A 25121-nucleotide genomic window follows, 5' to 3' on the forward strand; every position below is an offset into this window, starting at 1 on the left:
ATCCAAAATAAGATATAGCCCAGGCGAAATGCTTTGTCAAAATCGCGCCTTTGTGCCCTTTGTGCTGCCTCTGAGTTCTTTGTGCTCATTTTTTCATGGTGGTCTTGTATCAGGTTTTTCCAAAAAAATCAATAAAACTCAGCGCAACAAACTTACGCTACCCTCCAAATCCACCGCATTTCCCAAAACATCCACTCCCCGCAATCGGTAATAATACATCCCTACATCCATTGCCCGTCCACGAGAGCTTCCATCCCAACAAGGCTGAGTCTCATTGGGATTGGATTGAAAAACCAAATTCCCCCAGCGGTCATAAATCCACAATTGTGCCTCTGCAATACAAGGACTATACGCGCAAAAGGCATCATTGATTTGATCGCCATTGGGGCTAAAAACATTGGGCACATATACCTGGCATTCGCCTTCAATCGTAACCTCAGTACACGCCTCGCTGCGGCAATTGCTCTCGCTGACGACGGTGACGCAGTATTTCCCGGATTGGGTGCTGCGCAGCTCGGGGTCGGGGCAATCGGTACAACTCAAGCCATCGGCAGGCGTCCATTGGTAGTTCCCAAGTTGAGTTCCAGCAATCAGTTTCACGCTTTTGCCCAGTTTAAGTTTGTATTCTGGCAAGAGGGTCAACTCGGGATGAGCTTGCACCTCCAGTGTATAACTTGCGGTATCCCGGCAGGCATTGGCATCCTGCACAATCAGGGAATAGGTACTGGTTTGCTGGGGAGTTACTTCGATTTGTTCCGTACTTTGGCCATCCTGCCAGCTGTAGCGATAAGGCGCTCGGCCAAGCGCGATGGATTTTTTCAAAGTGGCCTTTTCTCCCACACAAAGCTGTTTAGGTCCGGTGATGGATAAGTCAGGTTGGGCGTTGACCAGGATGGAGACATTGCCAGTGGTTTTACAACCTTGAGCATCAGCAATTCGAAGCCCCAGCGAGGAACTGTTGGTGGGGCGAAATTGGATTTTATTGCCACTTAAACCATTGCTCCAGATAAAAGTGTATGGCCCGATGCCTCCAGTGACTTGTGGCTCGATGCTCACTGTTTCCCCCGCACAAACCATAACAGCAGGAGGAAGTGCTAGTTTGGGGACAGGATTGACTTGCACTTGTACTTGATCAGTATCTCTACATCCTTCGGCATTGGTGCCTATCATTGTATAAATCTTGGTGTCCTTAGGGAAAAAAGCCTTGCCATCAAGTACACCATCATCCCAAATGTAGTTCAAAGCTCCACGCCCTTGCAAAATCAATGAATCTCCTGCACAAATTTGGCGATCTGGACCGGCGCTTACTTCTGGTCGTTCATTTACCCTGACCGTAATTTGGGTCGTATCCTGGCATTGATTGGAACCGGTAAAGGTCAGTTTATACGTTTCGCTGCGGATGGGTTTCAAGCGAAGTTCCCTGGTTTGTGCCCCTGTACTCCACAAATAAGTACCACCCTGAAGGCTTGACAAAACCAGGCTATCCCCACTGCAAATGCTGGAAGGGCCGACGATCTCCGCCAAAGCAAACGGTGGCGTGGTGATTTGAAAAGAGGTATTTGCGCTGCAGCCTCCCCGGATATTTATTCCAGCTATATCATATCGGCCTTGCATGGGAACCCTCATGTAAACTGTGGAATCTGTAATTTGAAATCCGTCCGGGCCTCGCCAAATGTATTCGTCTGCACCAGAAACTTTTACAGTTAGGGGAACCCCAGAGCAAATGACAATATCCAGCCCTGGTTCAACGCGTAATTCAGGGGTAGCAAAAACCTGCAGCGTATACCTCGCCGTATCCCGGCATCCATTGCCATCCTCTACGATCAAAGTGTAAGTGCTGGTTTCACGAGGCACCACCGTAATTTGTGCGGTGCTTTGGCCATCCTGCCAGGTGTAGCGATAAGGGGGCCGACCTACGCTGATTACCCTTTCCAAAATGGCCTGATCGCCTGCGCAGATGGAGTCGGGGCCAGAAATAGACACCTGTGGTGCCGCATTGACCACAATAAAAGCGGTATCCCTGGCTTCACAGCTTTTTTGGTCGGTAATCAGGAGCCTTAACTCTAAATTGTACTCCACTTGAATCTGGACGCTGGTCCCCTTAAATCCTCCACCCCAGGTATAGGTGTATGTTCCCGTACCTCCACTTACCCGAGGCTCAATGGTCACGGTTTCTCCGATACAAGCACCGATGGTGCCAGGGAGTTCGACGATCGGTCGAGGGTTTACAGTTACCTGTACTTGTGCAGTATCGGTACAATTGTTGGCATCGCGCCCAAATACGGTGTAGATCGTAGTACTAGATGGTCGAAAAAGTTGATTGTTGATCACTCCACGATCCCAGGTATAGGTCAGGGCCCCTTTACCTTCCAGGAGGATTTGTTCCCCTTCACAAATGACCCGGTCGCTTCCAGCACTGATCCGGGGGCTGGGAAGAACTGAGACTTGTACTTGGGCGGTATCCCGGCATTGATTGGAGTCTATCCCAACAACGGTATAAAGCCGGCTTTGGGTAGCCTGAAAAGGTTGCGCATTTTTGACACCCCAGTCCCATTCGTAAGTGATTGCACCTGAGCCGCGCAAACTCAAGGTGTCTCCAGCACATACCCGGCGCTCCGGGCCAGCATCCACACTCGGTTGGGACATCAGTCTAATCGTCATACTCGCAGTATCTCGACAGCCATTGTTCGCTTGACCAATCACGGTGTAGGTCCCCCCAGAAGCAGGCACAAAACGCTGCCCGTTTACAATGCCCCGATCCCAGGTATACCGCAAGGCACCAGTTCCCTGCAACACCAGGCTTTCTCCTGGACACAATCGGCGATCCGGCCCGGCACTGACCTCGGGTCGGGGTAGTACCGTAACCAACAACTGTGCAGTATCCCGACAACCGAAACCTCCGGTACCCACCACCGTATACGTCCGCGTTTCACGGGGGGTAAAGGGAATACCGTTGATGGCCCCGCCATCCCACAGGTAAAAAATGGCACCTCGGCCACTGACCACTACCCGTTCACCTGCACAAACCGTTTGAGGTGAACCAGGATTGACATCCGGTCGGGGATCTACCTGTACCGTGACGGCAGTACGGGTACGGGAACGCCCACAAACACTGTCTTGAACATAAAAAGTGGTGGTGGCAAAGAGCGGGATGGTACGCAAACTATCCCCTTCACCCAATAAACGGCCACCTTCGGGCTGATCAAACCATTTGATAACTCCTTCACCTCTGGCTTTCAGGGTGGTGCGCAAGCCGCCACAAATGCGCAGGCTTGTAGCGGGAGTTGTATTTTGAGGCGCCAAGGGGGCGTAACAATCTTTAAAACTGCTCAACAGCAGATCAGCACCATCCCCACCGTAATAATTTTGTTGCGTGTTTGGAGTCCCCATCCCTTCCCGGGAACTCGTGTATCCGAGACAGTAGATGTTCTTACTGCTATCGACCTCCATCGCGTAAAATCCATCATTACCCGCTCCACCGTAGTAAGTAGACCACAACAACTGCCCACTTGCATCCAGTTTTGCCAAAAAGGCATCTACAAGTTCTCCACCAAATTCGGTTTGCCACGCTTTTGAGCCAACAAAACCAGGGCTTTCGGTGCTGCCTCCTGCTACAAAAATCGCCCCAGTACCGAGGGGATCTAGTTTCAGATCATTACCGTATTCATTCCCAAAACCACCTAAATAGCTAGCCCATAACAATTGACCATCGGCAGAAAATTTGGTAACCTGAGCGTCATACGCCCCCCTTAATACATTCATTCCTGCATTGCTTCCCAATGGGTAATTGGCGGAGGAAGTTGTTCCTGTAAAATAGAGGTTCTTCTGGGCATCTAAAAAAAGAGCCACTCCCGAATCATCACCACTACCACCACAATAGGTACCCCAAATCATGTTAAAACTGGAGTCCAGTTTCCAGAGCCAAACATCTGCACCTCCCGCATTGCGGGGCTGGTAAGCATTGCGAGAAACCGCCGCATTTAACAAATAAGTAGCGCCTACCCCGTAAATATTGCACTGTTCATCACAAAGCAGGTCGTAAACGCCAGCATCATTATTTCCACTCCAAAAAATGGAATTGATGTAGCGCCCATCGGTAGTAAAACTGGCTAAAAAGTCTTCAGTTGAAAAAGAAAGTGGATCATTTGGCAAACCAGGTATCCACTTAACTCCGCCGATAAAAATATCTCCTTGTTGGTTTGTGGTTAGAGAAGAAGCATGATCATAATCGGGCCATCCCCAATACCGACTCCAAATACGGTTCCCGTCTGTCGTAAATTTAGCCAAAAAAACATCATCTTTTCCATTGGATTGGGACATCTCAGCCCCTGGACTGGCAATGTCATCATTGGACTTGGTGCCTCCCGTAATGATGAGTTCACCCGCTGAATTTAGCTTGATTTTTTGAGCATAATCATCACGGCTACCACCAAAATAGCTGGCCCAGATGCGTTGTCCAGTGGTGTCAAACTTGGCAATCAATGCATCAAAGTCGCCATTGTTGATGCTTTGGTGGACACCTCTAGTCGCTATGTTGCTAGTCGATTGAGCGGCTCCGCATAGATACAGTTGCCCTTTCCTGTCGTATTCCAAATCCCATCCATAATCATACCCAATACTTCCAAAATAGGTCGACCATTTTAGGCTGGGAATTGGGTCAATGACCAGGGTTTGGTTCAGGGCGCCACTTGGGCCACTAAATCCGACGGTAATACTACCTTCTGGCTTTTGGTCCTGTTCAATCAAGCGGTAACTTAGTGGTACTTCCTGTTTGCTTTCGGCCCAAAAACTAGCGGGTATACTTTCCCGAAGGTTGCCCATGCTGAGTTGCAAATCCAGGTAATCGGGGTGAAAGTGAGTTTTTAAAGCCCCTTGGTAGCGTATTTTTATGTCAGCCAAATCAGCGCCGGGATGCAGGATGAAATTGTATTCAAAAGCTTTTTCCGTGCCTGGGTTGGCCACGAGCTCCAGGTCAATATGTGAATAAAGGTTGTGGAAAATTACCTTTCGATGGTGCCGAACCCGCAGTCCAACCGGGTGTTCTGCCAAGTAATAAACCAGGTAATCCTTGGCCGCTTCCAGTGATTCAATTTGAACATCAGGATTCGATCCGGGAAAATCAATATCTACCCGGTGAAACTGGTAAGTCCTGGGCAATTTCCGGGATTTTTTGGTTTTTGGGTCAACGATGAGGGTGTCCCGAATAATTTGATAGGCATCGTAACTGAAACCTCCTTCGTGTACCTGAACATTTAATCCCGATTGAGTGGTGTAAACAAAGCGGATTGGCGATTTGGTATTGTCCTGAGTATGGATTTGGCCCCGGTTTTCAATGAATCCATAGGGTTGCATGCTTTGGCTCCAGGAGAGGGGGCTGAACAGCCCAAAACAAGCCCAGAGCAAGGGGGTAAATATTTTCATGGGAATATGATTTGCAGTTTTTGGGACTAGCCTGTAACAAGGTATTCAGGCTTGCAAACCAAAGGTAAGATGCTCGCGGATGGAATGACCAAAGTAATGTATAAACGTAAGCTTACGCTTTGTATACGTAGGGTTTCGTTGAAGCAACGTAAAAAATCCCCGCCTTAATTAATTGTGAACCAGCCCCGAAGGGGCGACATCTCCTAAGAGAGGGCGCAGCCCTTTCCAGGTCGCACGATCACGGGACTCTGATGGATCACAGCTCCGCCATCCTCCCGCCCCAAGGCATCGCCTCCTCCAACTGCGTCGCCAACCGCAGCAACAAATCCTCCCGCCCCTGCATGGCCGTAAACATAGTCCCAACAGGCAGGTTCTCCTCCGTCCACAAAGTAGGAATCGTCATCGAAGGTTGGCCAGTCATGTTGGCAAAGGGAGTCCAGGGAATGTAGCCAAAAGCTTTATCTGCCAATTGCCCAATGCTGGCTTTGACCATAAAGCCCAAATTGAAGGCATTGACAAATTTGAGCAAGGTTTGTTCGGCAGTGGTGTTTTGCAAGGCTCCAATTTTGATCGGGCGGCTGGCAAGGGTTGGGGTGAGCAACAAATCGTACTGTTGGTGGAAACGAGCTACTCTTTGGGCTATCTCATTCCATTCCTTTTTGGCCTGGGCAAAATCACCGGCTTTGAAGGTACGTCCCAACAAGGCCAGAGCGTAGGTATTTGTCTCCACATCCGAGGTAGTCGGACGGCGTTTGAGGAATTTACTCAATTGTTGCAATTCGCCTTCGGCTTCACCGGATACCACCACCAAAAAACGTTTCAATAAATCTTCCTTAAAATAGGGTAAAGGTTTTGCCTCTTCCACATGATGCCCAAGATCAGCAAGTTGTTTCGCTATTTTGGATACAGCATCCTTACAGGCCTGATCCACTTCGAGCCCAAGAGGGTGAACGGTACTAAAGGCAATGCGCAGTTTTCCGGGATTTTGACCCAATTGAGAAACGTAAGTACCCTCCGATGGCGTCGTAAGGTATGGGTCGCCTGCTTGAGAGCCGCCGATGGCATCCAGGTATGCTGCCGTATCGCGCACTGAGCGGCTGACACAACCCTCAACCACTGCCCCGCTCCACATTTCCCCTCCCACAGGCCCCAGCGAAATACGGCCACGCGTAGGTTTTAGCCCAAACAAACCACAACAAGAAGCGGGAATCCGAATGGAGCCACCGCCATCACTGGCCGTAGCCATGGGTACGATCCCCGCTGCAACAGCTGCACCAGAACCACCACTACTCCCCCCTGGTGAATGCGCCAAATTCCAGGGATTGCGGCTGGGGCCAAACAATTCTGGTTCAGTATAAGGCGTCAGTCCAAACTCGGGTGTATTGGTTTTGCCCATAATGACCAGTCCAGCATCGCGGATCTTCTGGATGGCATAACTGTCTTGTTTGGAGATGTATCCTTCATAACCCCGGCACCCGGTCCGAATTGGCGTGTTTTTTATTTCCAGGCCCAGGTCTTTCACCAAAAAAGGAACCCCGGAAAATGGTCCGGTCCCATCTATTGCGGCTGTAATCCTAGCTGAATCAAACAATGGATAGATAATGGCATTGACCTTTGGATTGACTGCTTCAGCCCTTTGGATGGCTGTTTCCAGCAATTCGCTGGCGGTAAGCTCTTTTTTCCGGATCAGCTCGGCCAGTCCAGTAGCGTCGTATTGTCGGTATTCGGTGTAGTTCAACATTGGATTACAATTGGATTTTCGTTGAATAAAACTAAGCAATCCAAGATATATTCCAGCTTTTATTTTACCAGATATTTTATTTCCCTAAAAAATAGCGCATAATTGAGCCATTTTCCTTTTTTTATTCTTCAAGATTTAACTAGGTGTAAGAAATACACTATCTTTCCCTCCGTTTTTTAGTTAAACAAATAACGTTCAATTTTAGAACTATGGATAGACGTACATTCAACCAGTTGGCAATCAGTGGCAGTATGGCTGCCTTTTTGCCCGAGTTTGTACTGGCGAAAAAAAACGCCATCAGCGTACAATTGTACAGTGTAAGAGGTGACATGCAAAAAGACCTGGTTGGCACCCTCACAGCAGTGCGCAAGATGGGCTACCGCCTGGTAGAGGGCGCAGGATATGCTCAAGGAAAGTTTTATGGCAAAACGCCACAGGAGTTCAAAATGATCCTGTCTGATTTGGGTCTAAAGATGCCAAGTGGCCACTTCGGCTTCGGTAGTGCCAACTACGATCCTCAAAAGAAGACGATCAATGATGAGTACAAAAAAGCCATTGATGATGCCGCGTCTATTGGGCATGAATACGTTATTGCACCGTACATGAATGACCCCGACCGGAAGGGGGATAAACTGAAGCAGTACATTCTTGGCTTGAACAAAGCAGGTGAATATGCAAAACAAGCCGGGGTGAAATTTGGCTACCACAACCACGCATTTGAATTTGAAATGGAGGATGGTCGCCTCATTTACGACGCCATACTCCAAGACACGGATCCCAGCCTGGTTTTGTTACAAATGGACTTGTACTGGACCGAAAAGGGCAAGGCGAACACCATCGAGTTGTTGAAGAAAAATGCTGGTCGGGTACATCTCGTTCACGTGAAAGACATGGCCAAAACCAAGGATCAAGAAACTGTCGAGGTGGGTCAAGGCAGTATCAATTTCCAGGAAATCTTCAAATACACTCCTGCCGCTGGTGTAAAATATTATGTGGTGGAATTGGAACACTACAAGACGACCCCAATGCAAGGAATTGCTGAAGCATACAACGGGTTGAAAAAGCTGAAATTCTAATTCGGTAATTTTCAGTGTTTTCTATTTGCGGAAAAGAGCCTTAGGGGTTTTTTCCGCATTTTTTTTTGTCAAGACCTCAAAAGCACTTTAACAAAATTTTAAGAGTCAATACTTAATAAAGACAGAAGTAAATTATAAGAAATTTTAAAAATTGATATTTTTTTTTGTTAACGTCGATCTTTTTTTACCAAATCTACGTTTATGTAATAACTTTACCCCGCTTGAATAGCACTAACCTTAACCGAACATTGTACCGTAATAATTATGGTCACGAACAAAATCAAACGGCGATTGCTCCGTGCGAGAGTGGTTCTGAATCAGGCCATTCGTCAAATTCTGGAGATCAACCGCATCCGCAAGCAGCTTCCATTTTTCCAAAATCGTGAAGCAAAAGAAAAAGAGATTGAGCAGGACTTAAAACTGCTTAATAAGATTGCGCAGCAACAAGCTGTGCTGATTAAAAAATACGAAGAGGAGTTGGAGACAACCGGGTAAAAAAGTTGAGGAGTTGAGAAGTTGAGACTGCCGCTGCGTTGTTGACAAAGACCTTGTCCACGTCGCTGCGGTAGCCCCAACTTCTCAACCACTCAACTCCTCAACTTTTTTAGCTTCTCAACGCCTCTATCTCTCCAATTTCCTTTGGAATTCCAGGACCCAAAACCCTTGGCTCATCGGGAGTAACCAAGACATCGTCTTCGATGCGCACACCTGAAAAATCCCGATAAGCCTGTAAGGCTGGATAATTGATGAATTGACTGAAGCGACCTTCGGCCTGCCACATGTCGATCAGTTGTGGAATAAAATAGATACCAGGCTCTATGGTCATCACAAAACCAGGCTGCAATTCGCGGGCCATCCGCAGGGATTTTAAGCCAAATTGGGTGCTGCGCTCCAAGCCTTCTGTATAGCCCACATAGCTTTCACCCAAATCTTCCATATCGTGTACATCCAAACCAATCATGTGCCCCAATCCGTGAGGGAAAAAGAGGGCATGAGCACCTGCCTGGATAATTTCATCGGTATCCCCAATCAGCAGACCCAATGATTTCAAACCGTTCGTAATGACTTTAGCGGCGGCAAAATGTACATCCAGATTTCGGACACCCGGACGGCTGGCGGCAATGCCCGCCAATTGGGCATCCAGTACAATTTGGTAAATTTCTTTTTGTCGTTGGGTAAACGTAGCATCTACTGGCCAGGTTCGGGTGATGTCAGCGGCATAATGCATGCTGGATTCAGCCCCCATATCAGCCAGAACCAGTTGGCCAGATTTCAGGATATTATGGTGGTGGTGGTTGTGCAATACCTGGCCGTTGATGGTCAGAATGATCGGGTAAGCCAAATCTCCACCACCAGCTACCGCAATGCCTTCCGCAATTCCGGCCAATTGCGCCTCTTTGACACCGGGTTTGGTTTGTTTCATGGCTGCCAGGTACATGGCCTTGGTGGTCACCAGCGCCTTTTCCATTTCGGCAATCTCTTCGGCTGTTTTAACAGATCGTTGAGCCACAATGGCTTTGATCAAAGTAGGCGAAGCTTCCTTGTGGATATCCAATAAGGGCAAATGCAGCCAATAAGCCAAATTGATCTTGTTTTCTGAGCGGTAAGGAGGCAAAAAATGAATGGCTCGGTTTTGTTTATTTGCTGCCCGGAGCACTTCGACCAGCAGGTCATAGTCCTGCACCTCCCGGATCCCCACGTTTTGAGCTTGATCTTTTAAGGAGTCCTGTGGACCCATCCACACAATGTCTTCGATGGTTAATTCATCTCCGAACAGAACAGTTTCGCCAGTCTCAGTGTCCAGAATAGCGGCCAAATGGGCATGGTCCAAACCGATGTAATAGAGGAAATTGCTGTCTTGCCGAAAAGGGAAAGTGTTATCCAGGTAGTTTTTAGGGCTGTATTCATTCCCCATCAGTAGGATGAGGCCCCTTCCCACCTGGTGCATCAATTGCTCCCTGCGGCGGGCATATGTATTGGCAGAAAACATAAGTTAGATTTACGATATTTGGCAATTTTGCAAAGGGGCAATAAAAAAATAAGTGTTCATTTCGCCAGAGGATTAGACAAGTAAACAATTCATTTCAAGTGCTTTATCTAATTTTGCGGCTTAAAAAAAATGAACACTTATTTTTGCCCACTACTTAGTCTCGTAAAGCTAAAAAAGGATTTGATAAAATAAGAAAAATTAACATGAATTGTCAAACGTCCCACAGCCCAACCAAATGGACATTGGTGCGACGGGTTTCCATTACCTGGCCGTTGTTGGGATTGATCCTAAAAACCCTATTGCCCCAAATGGCATACAAATTTCCGGACTGAATGGTAATGTCTACTTGATGGGATTCATCGGAAGCAAGACCAAAACAGCGCAAGGTTCGTGACCATTTGCGGCTGCCATCTTCGGCATCCAGGGCAAATACCTTCCCGTCCCATCCGACATAAACTACCTCTCCGTTTTCGAGGGCAGAAATTTCGGATTCTCGGTCCTTGGGCAAGCCGTAACGTTTAATCGATTTGAGCCACACAGGAGCTCGGGAATAATCTTTGAATACCATAACGATTCCTTTTGGTGAATGAAATCTCAGGAATTCCATCTGGGATTTACGTTCAGACTACCCTTTCATTTCTGGGGTAGCCAGACTTAAAGGGCTGGGTTTGTTTTACAATTTTGTGACAATTTAAAACCGTTTCCTCATAAAAGCAACCGATTTCTAATTTAAACGAACAAAATACCTAATTGGGTTCCCTGTTTGTCATTTTTTTTTTACAATTAAGTGTTAAAATTAAGAGAAGAATATTTGTAGCTGAATAGTGTTATTTTTGCCTCGCCGCTATACTTCGCGCGGGATAGTTTAAACCCAAACAAGATCCATGAAACACATCCATGAATTGCTTTCTTTGTTGGAATTGGAACAATTGGAAGAAGACCTTTTCCGAGGCACCAGTAAAAGTGTGGGGAGCAGCACCGTTTTTGGGGGCCAGGTTCTGGCTCAGTCCCTGTACGCAGCAATGAAAACTGTACCAAAGGATCGCGAGGTACATTCTTTACATTCCTATTTTATTTTGCCCGGTGATTTGGAAATCCCTATCGTTTTTCAGGTCGAACGCATCCGTGATGGTGGTAGCTTTACGACGCGCAGAGTAAAAGCAATTCAAAAAGGAGAGCCCATTTTTTTCATGTCAGCTTCCTTTCAGCTGGCACAGGATGGTTTTGATCACCAAATTGCCATGCCCAATGTATCGCCCCCCGATTGGCTGGTCAGTTGGGAGGATTTAGCGCAAAAATTTGGGGAAATGCTGCCTGAAAACATCCGCAATTTTTTAAACCTGGAGCGCCCGATTGAGTTCCGACCAGTAGAGCTGGTCAATCCCGCTTTACCGACCAAAAGCCAACCCTTCCGGCACATCTGGATGAAAGCCAAAGGAGCAATGCCTGAAGACCCTCAAACCCATCAATGCGTCCTGGCCTATACTTCCGATTACAACTTGCTCACCACCGCATTGTTGCCCCATGGAAGCGAGGCTTCTTTTGGCAATGTAAAAATTGCCAGTTTAGACCATGCCATGTGGTTTCACCGGCCCTTCCGGATGGATGAGTGGTTGTTGTACGCTATCGACAGCCCAAGTGCTTCCAATGCCCGTGGATTTACCCGTGGAAATATCTTCACTCAGGATGGGCTGCTGGTTGCTTCAGTGGTGCAAGAAGGATTGATTCGACCTAAAAAATAAGTATTTTGCGGCCTCAATAATAACCTGATTACCCTCATGCAAACGATCTACGAGACTAGACTTTTTCAACTCGCATCTGAGTATGAACACATGATGCGTCGCTCTAACGATTACAAAGGACTGAGTAATGGTATTTTAGATCGTTATGCGCATCCTGTACTAACCACCGGGCATTTACCCCTTACCTGGCAATACGATCTCAATCCCGAGACCAACCCGAATTTGATGTTGCGCCAGGGGGTACTCTCCATTGCCAATGCCGGAGCAATTACCGTAGGTGATAAAATTGCCCTGATGACGCGGTTACAAAGCTTTGATGGGCAATTCTTTTTTGCCCTGGCGGAAAGCAGTACAGGTGTTGATCGGTTTCGGTTTCGCACCCACCCTACCGTAATCCCAATTATGACTACGGTACGCACCAACATTTTCAATTTGCGTTTAACTCCGCATGAGGATGGTTGGATCTACGCTTTGTACAATCTTCGCCAAAAAGATCAAAACAGTGCCGCAGCGACCTACCATCACGCTGTTGCGAGAACGAAGGATTTACAAACCTGGGAAAGTTTACCCGATTTGGTTTTTAACGCCCCGGCGCAACGTTTGTGTTTGTTGCACCCAGCATTGGTTGATGGAAAATACATGGTATACAGTCAGCAAATCGATCAATTGCAGAGCGGGATGGGAAGAAGGCCCATTACGATTAATAGTTTTGAGGATTGGGCTCACGCCACCTGTACCGAAGAAAGTACCATCAAAGGTATTGCCTTCCCAGAAATAGAAACCCCCGCCTATGTTTTGGGGCCTTGTCCCATCAAAACGGAGCTGGGTTGGATCCACCTGTGCTCCGGCTTGCGGCGCAGTTCCTATGGTTGGCGGCATATTTTACAAGTTTTTTTAACCGATCTGCATGATCCTGCCAAGGTCATTGCCCAACCTGGTGGCCATTTTTTGGAATTAAACGAAAAAGACAAGTCAAGTCCAGCCTTACGGATGTTACACTCCAATGGTTGGGCCATGTTCAAAAACAAAATTTATCTGTATTACACCAATTTGGACAACCGGGTCAAGGTAGTCAGTACTCCTTTAGATCGTCTGCTGGACTACGTGGTTAATACCCCTCAAAATCAAACAGATGCTTCAACGGGTTTAAAAATTCGCCTCGAAATGATTGACCAAAATCAGGCTTTTATGAACAAGTTCCATTTATAACCGTCAGGCAAAAAACAGTCTTTTTTTACCAAAATGAATCCTTTTTGCAATACCCGCAATTTGGCCAATTGCTAATTTTTTGCCCAAATATGTGGTGATCTCAAACTTCTATGTTATTTTAGCCCGCACAAACTATAAGTAACAAAACGCATTTAAGGGTTAAAATTACGTTATTGAGCGACTTTTGAACACCATTTGTCTTCCTTTCCATTTCTGCACCAATTCCAAGATCAACACTGGTAACTATGGATTTACCTCCAATGTGGTAACTGTTTTTTTCTAAATAAATGTCCAAATTATGCAAAAACGAGTACGTTTTTTTTCAGTAGTGTTTACACTGCTGCTCACTAGTAGTGCTTTGTTGGCACAAGCTACTTTAAAGGGTTCGGTAAAAGACGAGAATGGTGAAGCCCTGATTGCCGCATCAATCAGCGTTGCTGGCACCTCCACTGGGGTCATTACCAATTTGGAAGGCCTGTATGAAATGCCATTGCCAGCCGGAACCCACACCATCAATGTATCTTACACTGGTTATGAGGCGATTGCTCAGGTGGTAACCATTGGCACCCAGGATGTGGTTCTGGATTTCATCCTCAAATCAGCAGTGACCAATCTTAACGAGGTGGTCATCAGTGTAGGTAGCCGCAATACCTTGCGTACTTCTACCGACACACCCTTGCCCATCGACATTCTGGGGGCAAAAGATTTGGTTGCGAGCGGCCAAACCACTTTTGACAAGGCTTTGACCTATCGGGTTCCATCCTTCAATAGTGTACAAACGCCGGTCAACGATGCGACTTCTTTGCTCGATCCTTATGAAATCCGCAACATGGGGCCAAGCCGTACCTTGATTCTGATCAATGGAAAACGGAAAAACATGAGCTCCTTGTTGTACACCCAAACCTCGCCCGGTCGGGGGGAAACAGGAGCAGATATCTCAGCTATTCCGCAGGACGCCATCGAAAGGGTTGAAATCCTGCGCGACGGGGCCTCTGCCCAGTATGGCTCGGATGCTATCGCCGGGGTAATGAACATCATTCTGAAGAAGGATGTCGACAAAGGCGGCGTTACCCTTCGCACAGGCATGACCAGTGAAGGTGATGGTGAAATGTTTGGGGTTTCAGTGAACAATGGTGCGCGCTTGGGGGCCAGAGGTTTCCTCAATTACACCCTCGATCTTTCCAAAATTGGTTTGGCCAATCGCCCCGGTACCGTAGATGCCGAAGGTGAAGCTGCTGACTTTGGGGCCAGCATCAACGATGTGCGCTCCTTTTTGAAAGATTTCCCCGATGCGGGCAACATCAATGGATCACCAGCTACTACTGCCATGAAGTTCTCCATCAATGCGGGTGGAAAAGTTAATGAACACAGCGAAGTGTATGGCAATGCGGCTTACATTTTCAAAAAGGTCAACAGCTACGCCAACTACCGTACCCCTTACTGGCGGAGCTTGGACGATTTCCCCTATTTGCTTGATTTCTTTGGCGTCAATGGAAAATACGTGGGCTATGTTCCCACTTTCGACGGCGACCTCATTGATTACCATGCTACTGCCGGGTTCAAGTCAAGCAGAAATGGTTGGAATACGGATGTCAGCTTCACCGTAGGTGGCAACCAGCAGACCTACACTGTCCGCAATTCACACAACCGCAACCGCACCCTCAACCCGGATGGCACATTCAAGTATCGGGAAAACAGCCCGATCAACTTCCGTCCAGGTGGAACCCGCTTTACCCATGCAGTTGGTAACATTGACGTCAGCAAGCGGGTTTCCAATGTGTTTAGTTTTGCCTTTGGTTCAGAGTTCCGTACGGAAGACTTCACCATTCTTGTAGGTGACGAAGCTTCTTATGAAGATGGCGGTGCCGACTCTTTTGCAGGCAACGACCCTCGCAACTCGGGTCATTTCAATCGCTACAATGTTGGAGCTTATGCTGATTTGGCCTTTGATTTGACCGACAATTTCCTGATCAACGCTACTGCGCGTTTGGAGAATTACAGCGATTTTGGCGATGCTTTTGTCTGGAAGATCAGTTCTCGCTACAAATTGGCTGACGACAACGTTGTACTCCGTGGATCACTTTCTACTGGTTTTAAAGCACCAACGCTGCACCAGATTTATACCCAAAAAGCGCAGTACAGCTTTGTACCTGGCCAAGGTATTCAAGTAGGTGGTTTGGTGAGCAACGTTTCACGGGAAGCTCGTTTGTTGGGTATTCCTAGCCTTGATCCAGAAAAATCAACCAACTTCACCTTGGGTATTGGACTTAAACCTGCTCCTAATTTTAACATCACCCTCGACTATTTCAGCATCAATTTGACCGATCGGATCATTTTGAGCACCGAAATCAAGTCTACTGGTGGTAATACTGCGCTGGATCAGATTTTGTCATCCAATAACCTGTCTGACCTTAGCTTCTTCGTCAACGCTTTGGATACCAAAACTTCTGGTCTTGACTTTGTAGCCAATTATCGTGCGATCAAATTTGGGGCAGGAAAACTGGGTGTAAGCCTGGCTGGAAACGTCATGCTGCAAAACGAAAGAAGTGGCGCCGTGAAGAATCCTAAATTGATTTCGGATGCGGGTCAATCCGTGGCAAACTTGACTCAAGAAGCCCTGTTTTTTACTTCTCGCCCCAAATTCAAAACCATTTTGGGATTGGATTATGAAACTGGCCGCTTCATCTTCACACTTGGTAACACCCTATTTGGGCCAACCAAATTCAAACAACAAGGTTTGGATGCCAACTTGTACACCGAGTTCAAAACCAAGTTGGTTACCGACTTAGCGATTACTTTCCAGACAAGCAAAACATCTACACTTGCATTGAACATCAATAACTTGTTCAATGTATTGCCAGAATGGGAGTTTAAAGCCGAAAACTCAGCAGGTGAAACCCTGTTGAAAGATGCTGCTGCACTGAAGGTTAATTCCAACCTGATCACCTTCAACCAACGGTATTCGATTACCACTTATGATGGTTCTCACTTTAGCCAGTTGGGAACTATCTTTAATTTGTCTTATAACTTCCGCTTCTAAGGGAGAGAGGTTTATAAAAAAAAAGAACCGCCACTTTTCCGTTTGGAGAAGTGGCGGTCTTTTTTTATCGGATTGATAAAAACCAAATGGTTTATCAATTTTTCACTCCTTGGTTTGACGCAAAAAATTACTTCCCGATTTTTTTTGAGGCTTTTGAATAGGAAGCTCACTTGAAATGAACCATTCGACTTCCTATTCAAAACCCAAAATCGGGAAGTTAATCTTTCTGCGTTACTTAGTTTTTCTCAGGACGCAAGCCCCGAACAACCTTTCCAGCCTGCCACATCTCACTATTGTGAAGGTCAGCAAGTTCTTGGTCCAGTTTTTCGCGGTAATCCGTCTGGCTATTGGAGTCGATAGAACGCTGAGCTTCTTCGCCAGCAGCTACACTATCGTACAATTCTTTGAATACAGGTGCAGTAGCATCGCGGAATTTCTTCCACCAATCCAGTGCACCACGCTGAGCAGTAGTAGAACAGTTGGCATACATCCAGTCCATGCCGTTTTCAGCAACCAATGGCATCAGCGATTGAGTCAATTCTTCTACCGTTTCGTTGAATGCTTCAGATGGGCTATGGCCACGCTTGCGCAGTTCATCGTATTGTGCAGCAAAGATACCCTGAATAGCACCCATCAAGGTACCACGCTCACCGGTAAGGTCAGAGTATACTTCGTTTTGGAAGGTCGTTTCAAACAAGTAACCGGAACCAATGCCAATACCCATGGCAACAACCCGATCCTTGGCGCGGCCAGTAGCATCCTGGTGGATGGCGTAGCTGGAGTTCAAACCACGGCCTTCCAGGAACAAACGACGCAAACTGGTCCCCGAACCTTTAGGCGCAGCCAGGATTACATCGATGTCAGCGGGAGGAATGATGCCGGTACGCTCTTTGTAAGTAATCCCAAAGCCGTGAGAAAAGTAAAGGGCTTTTCCAGGAGTCAGGTATTTTTTCAAAGTAGGCCAAATGGCGATCTGAGCAGCATCAGACAAAAGGTATTGGATGATGGTACCACGTTCAGCAGCTTCTTCAATGCTGAAAAGGGTTTCACCAGGTACAAAACCATCGGCAATTGCTTTGTCCCAGGTTTTGGAAGGGTAACGTTGACCCACAATCACGTTAAAACCATTGTCGCGCAGGTTCAGCGCCTGACCAGGGCCTTGCACACCATAACCAATGATGGCAATGGTTTCGTCTTTTAATACTTCCAGAGCCTTTTCGAGCGGGAACTCTTCGCGGGTAACCACGTTTTCTTCTACGCCGCCAAAGTTGAGCTTTGCCATAAGATATTTGTGTTTATAATGAGTTTTCAAAAAAGGATGGGCGCAAAGATAGAATAAATGCACTCTTTACAAAGGATGGAAAAAATTGGGGTTTTACAATTTCAAAAGCCTGAAAAATCAAGATTACTTGTGCATTGCCTCGATGAACAAATCAAGTTTGTACAAATCCAGATAGCGCAAATCCACCAATTTGGGCCGCTGTAGGTATTTTAAAATGAAGGGCCGGTACAATTTTAGTCCCCATCCCACTACAAAGAGCAGCTTCCAGCGGGCAATTAGGGCATAGGTTTTGCTCAAGCGTGTTTCTACCCTTTTTCCTTGCCGCTGCAATTGAGCCAAATTGCAGACTGCCATTTTGGTTTTGGACAAAAAAACTGCCATACTTTCCAATCCCAGATGCAACAAAGGGTTGTTGAGGTGCTGGATTTCAATGTTCTTTTTGGCCAATTCCATCCCAAATAAAGTGTCCTCGTGCCCGTAAGTGCGCAAACTTTCGTCAAAAGTAATGCTGGCAAAGATGGATTTGGGGATCAAAAAATTGTTGGTCATAAAGGAATGGTAGGGATTTTTTTGCCGTTCCAGGTAATCTTGCTGCTCACGTTGTCGGCCATAATGCCAATGCAATAGATATTGTGGGTCGGAAGGGGGCTTGGGCAGATAAGCACGGCCGCCATACAACAAACGTTTCGGGTGTAAGGCCTTGACATAGGTTTTTAAATAATGCGGCATCAATACCCCGGAATCACAATCCATATACAACAAGTAATCATATTGAGCCATTTCAACCAGGCGATTGCGGATGGCGGAGCGGCCGATATTTTGGGGCAGTTCCTCGTAGTGGACATTGGTTTTTTGGGCTACTTCCCGGTTCTTCACCTTAAATTTTTCATCCGAGGCATCATCCAATAAACAAATCTCATACAATTCACCCAGCTCTTCAGCTTGTCGGTGCAATTCTGTCACCAAATGAGTGACATCGAAGTTATAAACTGGTATGAGAATGGAGAGCAAGTTGAAAAATTTAGGGTTAAACTATTGAAGCGTGGTCACTCACACAAGTTTCGGAATTCTCTTTAAAAATTTGTGGCTAAATCGTGATAAATTTTGTCACCCATAACTCTTCTACTTTTCAAGCCTAAACGCTAAAACTTTCCCTTAACTTTGCGGAGTTGAAAAAAACTACCTTTCAATTAAAACTGAAACTTCAGAAAGTTTGTTATATTTGTATGCCGCAAAAAATTACTTCCCGATTTTTTTTGAGGCTTTTAAATAGGAAGCTCACTTAAAATGGACCGTTCGACTTCCTATTCAAAACCCAAATCGGGAAGTTAAATTTTCTGCTTTACTTTGCAAACAAGTTCAACACACGCTCATGTCATCCACCGCAACTTTGGATACTTTACTCAAAGATCCGTCATTGGCCAAACCACTACGCGACATTGCCGAAAAAGTGGCACAACAACAACGCCTTAGCCCAGCTGAAGGAATTTTTCTGTTTGAAGAGGCCGATTTGGGCTATCTGGGCGTTTTGGCCAATTTTGTTCGTGAACAAAAACAAGGTGACAATACCTATTTTAACCGCAATTTCCACATCGAGCCTACCAATCTTTGTGTGTATACCTGCAAGTTCTGCTCTTATTCCCGGCTGATCAAACAGCGCCACGAAGGTTGGGAATACACCGCCGAGCAAATGTTGGATATTGTGTATAAGTACGACAATGAGCCAGTTACAGAAGTACACATCGTTGGAGGGGTATTGCCACAATACGATTTGCCTTTTTATGTGGACTTGTTCAAACGCATCAAGGCGCACCGGCCCGAGTTGCACATCAAGGCACTCACACCGGTTGAATACCACTACATCTTCAAAAAGGCCAAAGTGAGTTATGAGGATGGCATGAAGATGATTGCCGATTCAGGGGTTGATTCGCTGCCAGGTGGTGGTGCCGAAATCTTCCACCCGGAAATCCGCGAACAGATTGCGGCGGATAAGTGTACCGGCGAACAATGGTTGCGTATGCACGAAATCTGGCACGAACTGGGTCGAAAGTCCAACGCTACCATGCTTTATGGCCACATTGAAAATTATAGCCACCGCATCCATCACCTGGATGAATTGCGCAAGCTTCAGGATAAAACGGGCGGTTTCCAGACCTTTATCCCACTCAAATTCCGCAATCAGGACAATGAAATGTCCCATATCCCGGAAGTGAGTACGATTGAAGATTTGCGCAATTACGCGGTGAGCCGCATTTACCTCGACAATTTTGGCCACATCAAAGCCTATTGGCCTATGATCAGCCGGAATGTGGCGCAAATGGCCCTTTCTTTCGGTGTAGACGACATCGATGGCACCATTGATGACACCACAAAAATTTATTCGATGGCTGGTTCTGAGGAACAAAATCCGGCAATGAGCACCCAGGAATTGGTGAAACTCATTCGCAGTGTGGGCCGCCGCCCTATCGAACGAGATACCTTATACAATGTGATTCAAGACTACAGCGATGTTGTTTTTGAAGAAGACAATCAATTCCGTGGCTACCTGGATTTGCCGGTGGTCAACAACTAATGGTTGAGGAGTTGAGAAGTTGAGGAGTTTAGGCTACCGCAACGGCTTAGACGCAAGGGATTCTAAACTCCTCAACTTCTCAACCTTCTCAACTACAAATATTTATGAAAAGCATCTATATCATCCGACACGGCGAAACTGACCTCAACCGCAATGGCATTGTACAAGGCAGTGGCGTAGATACCCATTTGAACGAATTGGGAAGGCAACAAGCCCAAGCATTTTACCAACGCTATGCTGATCTGCCTTTTGAAGTAGTACTCACTTCGGCCTTGCGTCGTACGCATCAAAGTGTACAGGGCTTCATCGATTCCGGGGTTCCCTGGGAACAATGGCCGGAAATCAACGAGATCAGTTGGGGTATCCACGAGGGCCAACAGAACACCCCTCAAATGCACGAAGAATACACCACCCTGGTCAGGCACTGGAAATCGGAAAATTACGACGCCAAAATAGATGGCGGGGAAAGTGCACAGGAATTGGCAATCCGCATGCAGCGTTTTGTGGATCACCTCAAAAGTCGCCCTGAAAACCTGGTTCTGGTGTGCAGCCACGGGCGGGCGATGCGCTGCCTGATGTGTGTCCTCAAGGGCAAACCACTGTACCAAATGGATCACTTCAAACACGCCAATACTGGCTTGTACAAGTTGAGCTACGATGGCGAAAGCTTTCACTTTGAACTGGAAAATGACCTAAGTCACCTGGAAAGTATTCCAAGTCTTTAGGCCTTAGCAAAGTAAACATGAACGACAAAATTCGGGTTACCGCAGTTAGTTATTTGAATACCAAGCCACTGCTTTATGGATTGTTCAAAAGTCCGGTAGCGGCGGAGTTGGACTTGCAGTTGGATATCCCCTCCATTTGTGCCGAAAAGCTGCGCAGTGGGCAAGCCGATTTGGGTTTGGTGCCCGTAGCCATTCTGCCAGAATTGACGCAGGCTTATATTGTTTCAGATTATTGCATCGGTGCTGAGGGAGCAGTCAAAACGGTATGTATTTACGCTGAGAAACCACTGGAAGAGCTCAAAACGATTTACCTGGATTACCACTCTCGGACTTCTGTGGAGTTGGCGCGAATCCTGGTGCGTGAATATTGGAAAGTGGATGCAGAATTGCTCCCAGCCAAACCCGGTTTTGAAAACAAAATCCAGGGTGATACTGGTGCATTGTTGATTGGTGACCGCACCATGGGGCTTGAATCAAAATACCCTTACGTGTATGACCTGGGTGAAGCCTGGCTGCAACATACCGGTTTGCCCTTTGTATTTGCAGCCTGGGTAAGTACCCGGCCCCTCGATCCAGCTTTTATCCAACGGTTTAATGCGGCTCTAAAAACCGGGCTCGACTACATTCCTGAGCTTATTTACCTGCTGCCAACCCAGCCCGATTTTGACCTGAATACCTATTTTACCAAATACATCAGTTACCCATTGACCCAGGGCAAAAAAGAGGCTTTACGTTTGTTTTTGGAAAAAATCAATCCAGAAGCGCAAAACCACATTCAGTTTTTTCAGGAAGACGCCCTAGCCCTTGCTGCTGCACGTTAGTGTTTGTCGCCGCTGTACCGTTTTCGCTACTTGTTCAAAACCGAAAAGCACCTAACTTCGTTTGTACCTTTGATGAAAGCGAAGATTCTACATTCTTGCTTTGTCATTTCTTTAGCCTAACATCAATCACCAATGAAGAACAAACTTTTTGCCCTGAGTTTGGGTTTCTTATTCTTTGCGAGTGCCTGCCAAAACCAGGCCCGCATCAACGCACAAACCAAGGATATGAAAACAGATAAGATTGCCGCCACCGACAAAGAATCCATCACCCTTGCTGGTGGTTGCTTCTGGTGTGTAGAGGCGATTTACCAGGATGTGGAAGGGGTTTATTCCACTGTATCCGGTTATTCAGGTGGCTCCGACATCGATGCCAACTACAAAGCCGTTTGCTCCGGAATGACTGGCCACGCCGAAGTAGTACAGGTAACCTTTAACCCCAAAGTCATTGCCCTGGAAGACATCTTGCGCATCTTCTGGAGCACCCACGATCCCACGACCCTCAATCGCCAGGGCGCGGATGTGGGTCCACAGTACCGTTCCGCTATTTTTTACCAGGATGATCGCCAAAAAGCCATTGCAGAAAAGTCGATCAAGGAGGTTGCTTCCACTTTGTGGGACGATCCGATTGTGACCACTCTGGAACCACTGGTCGATTTTTATCCTGCTGAAGACTACCACCAGGATTATTACAGCCTGGTTGGTAATCGGAACTCCTACTGCACTTTTGTAATTACGCCAAAGGTGACGAAGTTTCGAAAAGAGTTTGCGGATAAGCTGAAGAAGCACTAAGACAGAATTTTTTCACCACCTAAGAAACCTAAGGCACCTGAGAAACACCTCAGGATCTCTTCTGTGCCTAAGGTTTCTTAGGTGGTGAAAAAAAACTACCCGTTTACCCCAAAAACCAGGCGCGTCACCCTCCAGCGCTTTATTAAGAATTCATACAAAGCCCAGCACAATCCAAAAGTCCCCATTGCAAGGCACAAAAATTTCAATTCTGGTGACCAGCTCCAATTGGTCATTGGGTAAGCCAAACAGATGATCACCGTTTGGTGCAAAATGTAAAAAGGATAAACGGCCCGATTGGCATAGGTCAACAACGCACTCGGGCGATTCAAATAGCGATCGCCATACCCAAAAATGGCCACCAAAGCGCTCCAGCTATAGGAAGTGTTCAAAAACTCATACAAGGCCTCCAAACTTGCCGTCCATTTTACCTCGGGCAACCAGAAACCAAAGGTCAGTACCAAGCCCAAACCAATCGCTACACTCAATGCCCATACCCTCCAACGGGTCATCGCTAGTCGGAACCCATCCTGAGTACCCAACACAAACCCAAGGATAAAAAGGGAGAAGGAATGAAAATGGTTTTCCCAATCCCAGGTCAGGTTGTGCGTGGTTGGGAAATCGATCACAAAATTCGCGGCCCAATGCCAAAGTACCACGGGAAAAAATAACCACAGGGGGTTTTGGGCTTTTTCCGCCAAATACGCGGTCAATTTTTGGCCTCCAGCACTGCGCAGCCAACTCCAAAGGGGAATGCCGATTAAACTATACACCAATATATAGGGTAAGTACCACAAATGGTGCCAGCTAAAATTTCCCTCAGGGTAAGGTTGAAATTGAAAAACCGTAGCCCAAAACTCCAGGTAATTGTAAGTCTCCCCCTGGGTCAATCTTTCGAAATAAATCTGCGGCGGCACCACTACCAACATTCCAAACAGCAAAGGAATACCTAAACGTTTCAATCGATCCAAGGCAAAGGCTCCCGAACTGCGTTTGCGCAATAAAAACTGAATACTTATGCCTGAAATCAAAAACAACAAGGGCATTCGCCAGCGGTTGAGCCAGGCCATCGGGAGTTCCATCCATTCGGCTAGAACATTGTTTTTGATGTGCCATTCCCAAGACACGAAGAACATCCCGGTGTGGTACAAAATCAAAAGTGTAAAGGCAATGACGCGCAGCCAGTCCAGGTCGTAGCGACGGGTACTTGCAGAGCTGCTCAATGGTGTTTGGGTGGGTGTTTCTAAAACTTGTTGATGCATGTTTCTTTTTTTTAACAAACTTCGGGGAAAACAGGGCAAAGTTGTGCATGTGCCCGTTGGCGAGATGTACGCGACAGGTGGGAAGTACTAATCCCGTGCGAAAATTGCAGGGGTGCCCCTTTAGTGCCTTAGGTTTCTAAGGTGTTAAAGAATTTTTTTTCACCACCTTAGAAACCTAAGGCACTAAAGGGGCACCTCAGTAGCTATTCATCCAAACTTGTATTTCATTCCAATCTATTTCGCCACGCCGTCGGCGTCATCCCGGTTTGTTTTTTAAAAGCAGCGTTAAAGGCAGATTTAGATAAGTAGCCCACCCGCTCAGCGATGTCTTCAATGGTCAAGTCACGGGTATCAGGGTGGCGCAAGAGGGCCTGAGCCTCTGCGATGCGGTATTGAGCGGTCAATTCAAAAAAACTGGTGCCCAGGTTCTCATTCAAGGTTTGAGTGAGGTGATGCGGCTGCACTTTCAACAATTTGGCCAAACTTTGTAAGGAGAAGCCCGGTTGTAAGTAAGCCTTTTGTTCCTCCATCAGCATCCGCAGGCGTTGGGCAATGTCCATCTTGTCATTGTCTTGCAGAGAAGAGCGGTTGTAGCTTTTTTTTTCGGGTTGCAATTGGTCAAACAAGGCGGTTCGGCGCAACATGGTTCCCATGATCAAATACATGCTCAGAGAAATAAAACTGGCAATGATGTGATCACCGCGATCGTCATCGTTGTACAATTTGGTCAAAAACAAAACAACCAGGATCACCACACTGATCAGCACAATGCCTCGCGACCAACTCAATCGGGTGTTGCTCGTAGCCCAAAAAGAAAGTTGAGCTTTGCGAAAAGCTTTTACCAGTACCCATGCCGATAACCCCACGTAAACCGCTCCCTGAATAAGCATGGCTTCATCGAGCCATTCTTGCAACATAAACCGCCAGCTCATCCCAGTATAGTCGAGGGTTAGTTCTGTCAATTCTGGGTGCCAGGCATCAATATTGCTGTTGTATTTGTAGGGAATGGGCAGGGAGTACAATCCAAAGCAAGAATACAAAAAGTAAATCCCCGCCGGAGCAAAATGCAACCAATTATAGCGGCCACTTTTTCCGCCCAAATAAGTTTGCAAAGCCAGGAAAAGCGCAGGTGCAAAGATAAAATTACCCGGTTCAGAAAAATCAACCAACCACAAGACCTGGAACATCAAATTGGAATACCCCAACCAAACGTCAAATACAAGAATACTCAGTATCAGCAGTGCCAGGCCAAAATAGCGATTGGCAGTCTCTTTTTGCCGCAAAAAGAAATAAGATAGGAATAGTCCTTGGACAATGCCCAGCAAGATGAAGAATACAAAAAAATCAGCATAGAAAGGTGGAAAACTGTTGGGCATAGGGCGATGGTCATTTCGGGTAGAAATTTACAACAGAATTCTTCTTCGAGAAGAAATAACCAAGTCTAAATTTAGTTT

Annotated in this window: 17 protein-coding genes; 9 read left to right on the top strand and 8 right to left on the bottom strand. The window is 46.7% G+C overall.

The genetic code is table 11. The features are described from left to right. Window positions 1–138 precede the first annotated feature (138 nt). Both ACO08K_RS25970 and ACO08K_RS25975 read right to left on the bottom strand, forming a co-directional pair. A complete protein-coding gene (locus ACO08K_RS25970) occupies window positions 139–5421 on the bottom strand; it encodes a gliding motility-associated C-terminal domain-containing protein (RefSeq protein ID WP_421799404.1) in 5283 nt (1760 codons plus the stop codon). 256 nt (window positions 5422–5677) lie between these two features. After that, window positions 5678–7162 (bottom strand): amidase, encoded by a 1485-nt coding sequence (locus tag ACO08K_RS25975; protein WP_421799405.1) that lies wholly within the window; start codon window positions 7160–7162, stop codon window positions 5678–5680. A gap of 209 nt (window positions 7163–7371) precedes the next feature. Here ACO08K_RS25975 and ACO08K_RS25980 point away from each other — a divergent pair, with 209 nt between their 5' ends. Together ACO08K_RS25980 and ACO08K_RS25985 are read left to right on the top strand one after the other, a co-directional pair. Further along, window positions 7372–8238, top strand: a complete 867-nt coding sequence (locus ACO08K_RS25980; RefSeq protein ID WP_421799406.1) for a sugar phosphate isomerase/epimerase family protein — start codon at window positions 7372–7374, stop codon at window positions 8236–8238. 264 nt (window positions 8239–8502) lie between these two features. Beyond that, on the top strand, window positions 8503–8733 hold the full coding sequence (locus ACO08K_RS25985; protein ID WP_320028225.1) for a hypothetical protein: 231 nt from the start codon (window positions 8503–8505) through the stop codon (window positions 8731–8733). A 109-nt stretch (window positions 8734–8842) separates the two neighbouring features. Here ACO08K_RS25985 and ACO08K_RS25990 read toward each other — a convergent pair whose 3' ends face one another. Beyond that, window positions 8843–10228, bottom strand: a complete 1386-nt coding sequence (locus tag ACO08K_RS25990) for an aminopeptidase P family protein (RefSeq protein WP_421799407.1) — start codon at window positions 10226–10228, stop codon at window positions 8843–8845. A gap of 211 nt (window positions 10229–10439) precedes the next feature. Next, window positions 10440–10796: a PQQ-binding-like beta-propeller repeat protein gene (locus ACO08K_RS25995; protein WP_421799408.1), complete on the bottom strand. Its 357-nt coding sequence runs from the start codon at window positions 10794–10796 to the stop codon at window positions 10440–10442. Between the two features lie 316 nt (window positions 10797–11112). Between ACO08K_RS25995 and tesB the strand changes: the two genes are divergently transcribed. From tesB to ACO08K_RS26010, 3 genes are all read left to right on the top strand, one after another. Next, window positions 11113–11970: an acyl-CoA thioesterase II gene (gene tesB, locus ACO08K_RS26000; RefSeq protein WP_421799409.1), complete on the top strand. Its 858-nt coding sequence runs from the start codon at window positions 11113–11115 to the stop codon at window positions 11968–11970. Window positions 11971–12006: 36 nt separating this feature from the next. Continuing rightward, on the top strand, window positions 12007–13179 hold the full coding sequence (locus ACO08K_RS26005) for a glycosidase (RefSeq protein ID WP_421799411.1): 1173 nt from the start codon (window positions 12007–12009) through the stop codon (window positions 13177–13179). A gap of 298 nt (window positions 13180–13477) precedes the next feature. After that, window positions 13478–16219, top strand: a complete 2742-nt coding sequence (locus ACO08K_RS26010) for a TonB-dependent receptor (RefSeq protein WP_421799412.1) — start codon at window positions 13478–13480, stop codon at window positions 16217–16219. 235 nt (window positions 16220–16454) lie between these two features. Here ACO08K_RS26010 and ilvC read toward each other — a convergent pair whose 3' ends face one another. Further along, the gene (gene ilvC, locus ACO08K_RS26015; protein ID WP_320032989.1) at window positions 16455–17501 is read right to left on the bottom strand and encodes a ketol-acid reductoisomerase; all 1047 of its coding nucleotides are present in this window, start codon (window positions 17499–17501) and stop codon (window positions 16455–16457) included. A gap of 123 nt (window positions 17502–17624) precedes the next feature. Further along, window positions 17625–18512 carry a glycosyltransferase family 2 protein gene (locus ACO08K_RS26020; RefSeq protein ID WP_421799413.1) on the bottom strand — a complete coding sequence of 296 codons (888 nt, stop codon included), beginning with the start codon at window positions 18510–18512 and terminating at the stop codon, window positions 17625–17627. 361 nt (window positions 18513–18873) lie between these two features. Here ACO08K_RS26020 and mqnE point away from each other — a divergent pair, with 361 nt between their 5' ends. From mqnE to msrA, 4 genes are all read left to right on the top strand, one after another. Then, complete coding sequence (mqnE, locus tag ACO08K_RS26025; RefSeq protein ID WP_421799414.1) at window positions 18874–20073, top strand: aminofutalosine synthase MqnE; 1200 nt, start codon at window positions 18874–18876, stop codon at window positions 20071–20073. A 104-nt stretch (window positions 20074–20177) separates the two neighbouring features. Next, window positions 20178–20798: a histidine phosphatase family protein gene (locus ACO08K_RS26030; RefSeq protein WP_421799415.1), complete on the top strand. Its 621-nt coding sequence runs from the start codon at window positions 20178–20180 to the stop codon at window positions 20796–20798. Window positions 20799–20815: 17 nt separating this feature from the next. After that, window positions 20816–21619, top strand: a complete 804-nt coding sequence (locus ACO08K_RS26035) for a menaquinone biosynthetic enzyme MqnA/MqnD family protein (protein WP_421799416.1) — start codon at window positions 20816–20818, stop codon at window positions 21617–21619. A 132-nt stretch (window positions 21620–21751) separates the two neighbouring features. Next, window positions 21752–22408, top strand: a complete 657-nt coding sequence (gene msrA, locus ACO08K_RS26040) for a peptide-methionine (S)-S-oxide reductase MsrA (protein ID WP_421799417.1) — start codon at window positions 21752–21754, stop codon at window positions 22406–22408. A 95-nt stretch (window positions 22409–22503) separates the two neighbouring features. Here msrA and ACO08K_RS26045 read toward each other — a convergent pair whose 3' ends face one another. Both ACO08K_RS26045 and ACO08K_RS26050 read right to left on the bottom strand, forming a co-directional pair. Next, window positions 22504–23667, bottom strand: a complete 1164-nt coding sequence (locus ACO08K_RS26045; RefSeq protein ID WP_421799418.1) for an acyltransferase family protein — start codon at window positions 23665–23667, stop codon at window positions 22504–22506. A gap of 224 nt (window positions 23668–23891) precedes the next feature. Beyond that, window positions 23892–25043: a helix-turn-helix domain-containing protein gene (locus tag ACO08K_RS26050; RefSeq protein ID WP_421799419.1), complete on the bottom strand. Its 1152-nt coding sequence runs from the start codon at window positions 25041–25043 to the stop codon at window positions 23892–23894. Window positions 25044–25121: the final 78 nt, after the last annotated feature.

It is taken from the genome of Haliscomenobacter sp. (genome assembly GCF_965225875.1).
Classification (GTDB): domain Bacteria; phylum Bacteroidota; class Bacteroidia; order Chitinophagales; family Saprospiraceae; genus Haliscomenobacter.

Excerpts from the sequence above, each read along its gene's own strand:
- ACO08K_RS25970 (WP_421799404.1), bottom strand. The coding sequence starts at position 5,421 with ATGAAAATATTTACCCCCTTGCTCTGGGCTTGTTTTGGGCTGTTCAGC.
- ACO08K_RS25975 (WP_421799405.1), bottom strand. The coding sequence starts at position 7,162 with ATGTTGAACTACACCGAATACCGACAATACGACGCTACTGGACTGGCC.
- ACO08K_RS25980 (WP_421799406.1), top strand. The coding sequence starts at position 7,372 with ATGGATAGACGTACATTCAACCAGTTGGCAATCAGTGGCAGTATGGCT.
- ACO08K_RS25985 (WP_320028225.1), top strand. The coding sequence starts at position 8,503 with ATGGTCACGAACAAAATCAAACGGCGATTGCTCCGTGCGAGAGTGGTT.
- ACO08K_RS25990 (WP_421799407.1), bottom strand. The coding sequence starts at position 10,228 with ATGTTTTCTGCCAATACATATGCCCGCCGCAGGGAGCAATTGATGCAC.
- ACO08K_RS25995 (WP_421799408.1), bottom strand. The coding sequence starts at position 10,796 with ATGGTATTCAAAGATTATTCCCGAGCTCCTGTGTGGCTCAAATCGATT.
- tesB (WP_421799409.1), top strand. The coding sequence starts at position 11,113 with ATGAAACACATCCATGAATTGCTTTCTTTGTTGGAATTGGAACAATTG.
- ACO08K_RS26005 (WP_421799411.1), top strand. The coding sequence starts at position 12,007 with ATGCAAACGATCTACGAGACTAGACTTTTTCAACTCGCATCTGAGTAT.
- ACO08K_RS26010 (WP_421799412.1), top strand. The coding sequence starts at position 13,478 with ATGCAAAAACGAGTACGTTTTTTTTCAGTAGTGTTTACACTGCTGCTC.
- ilvC (WP_320032989.1), bottom strand. The coding sequence starts at position 17,501 with ATGGCAAAGCTCAACTTTGGCGGCGTAGAAGAAAACGTGGTTACCCGC.
- mqnE (WP_421799414.1), top strand. The coding sequence starts at position 18,874 with ATGTCATCCACCGCAACTTTGGATACTTTACTCAAAGATCCGTCATTG.
- ACO08K_RS26030 (WP_421799415.1), top strand. The coding sequence starts at position 20,178 with ATGAAAAGCATCTATATCATCCGACACGGCGAAACTGACCTCAACCGC.
- ACO08K_RS26035 (WP_421799416.1), top strand. The coding sequence starts at position 20,816 with ATGAACGACAAAATTCGGGTTACCGCAGTTAGTTATTTGAATACCAAG.
- msrA (WP_421799417.1), top strand. The coding sequence starts at position 21,752 with ATGAAGAACAAACTTTTTGCCCTGAGTTTGGGTTTCTTATTCTTTGCG.
- ACO08K_RS26045 (WP_421799418.1), bottom strand. The coding sequence starts at position 23,667 with ATGCATCAACAAGTTTTAGAAACACCCACCCAAACACCATTGAGCAGC.
- ACO08K_RS26050 (WP_421799419.1), bottom strand. The coding sequence starts at position 25,043 with ATGCCCAACAGTTTTCCACCTTTCTATGCTGATTTTTTTGTATTCTTC.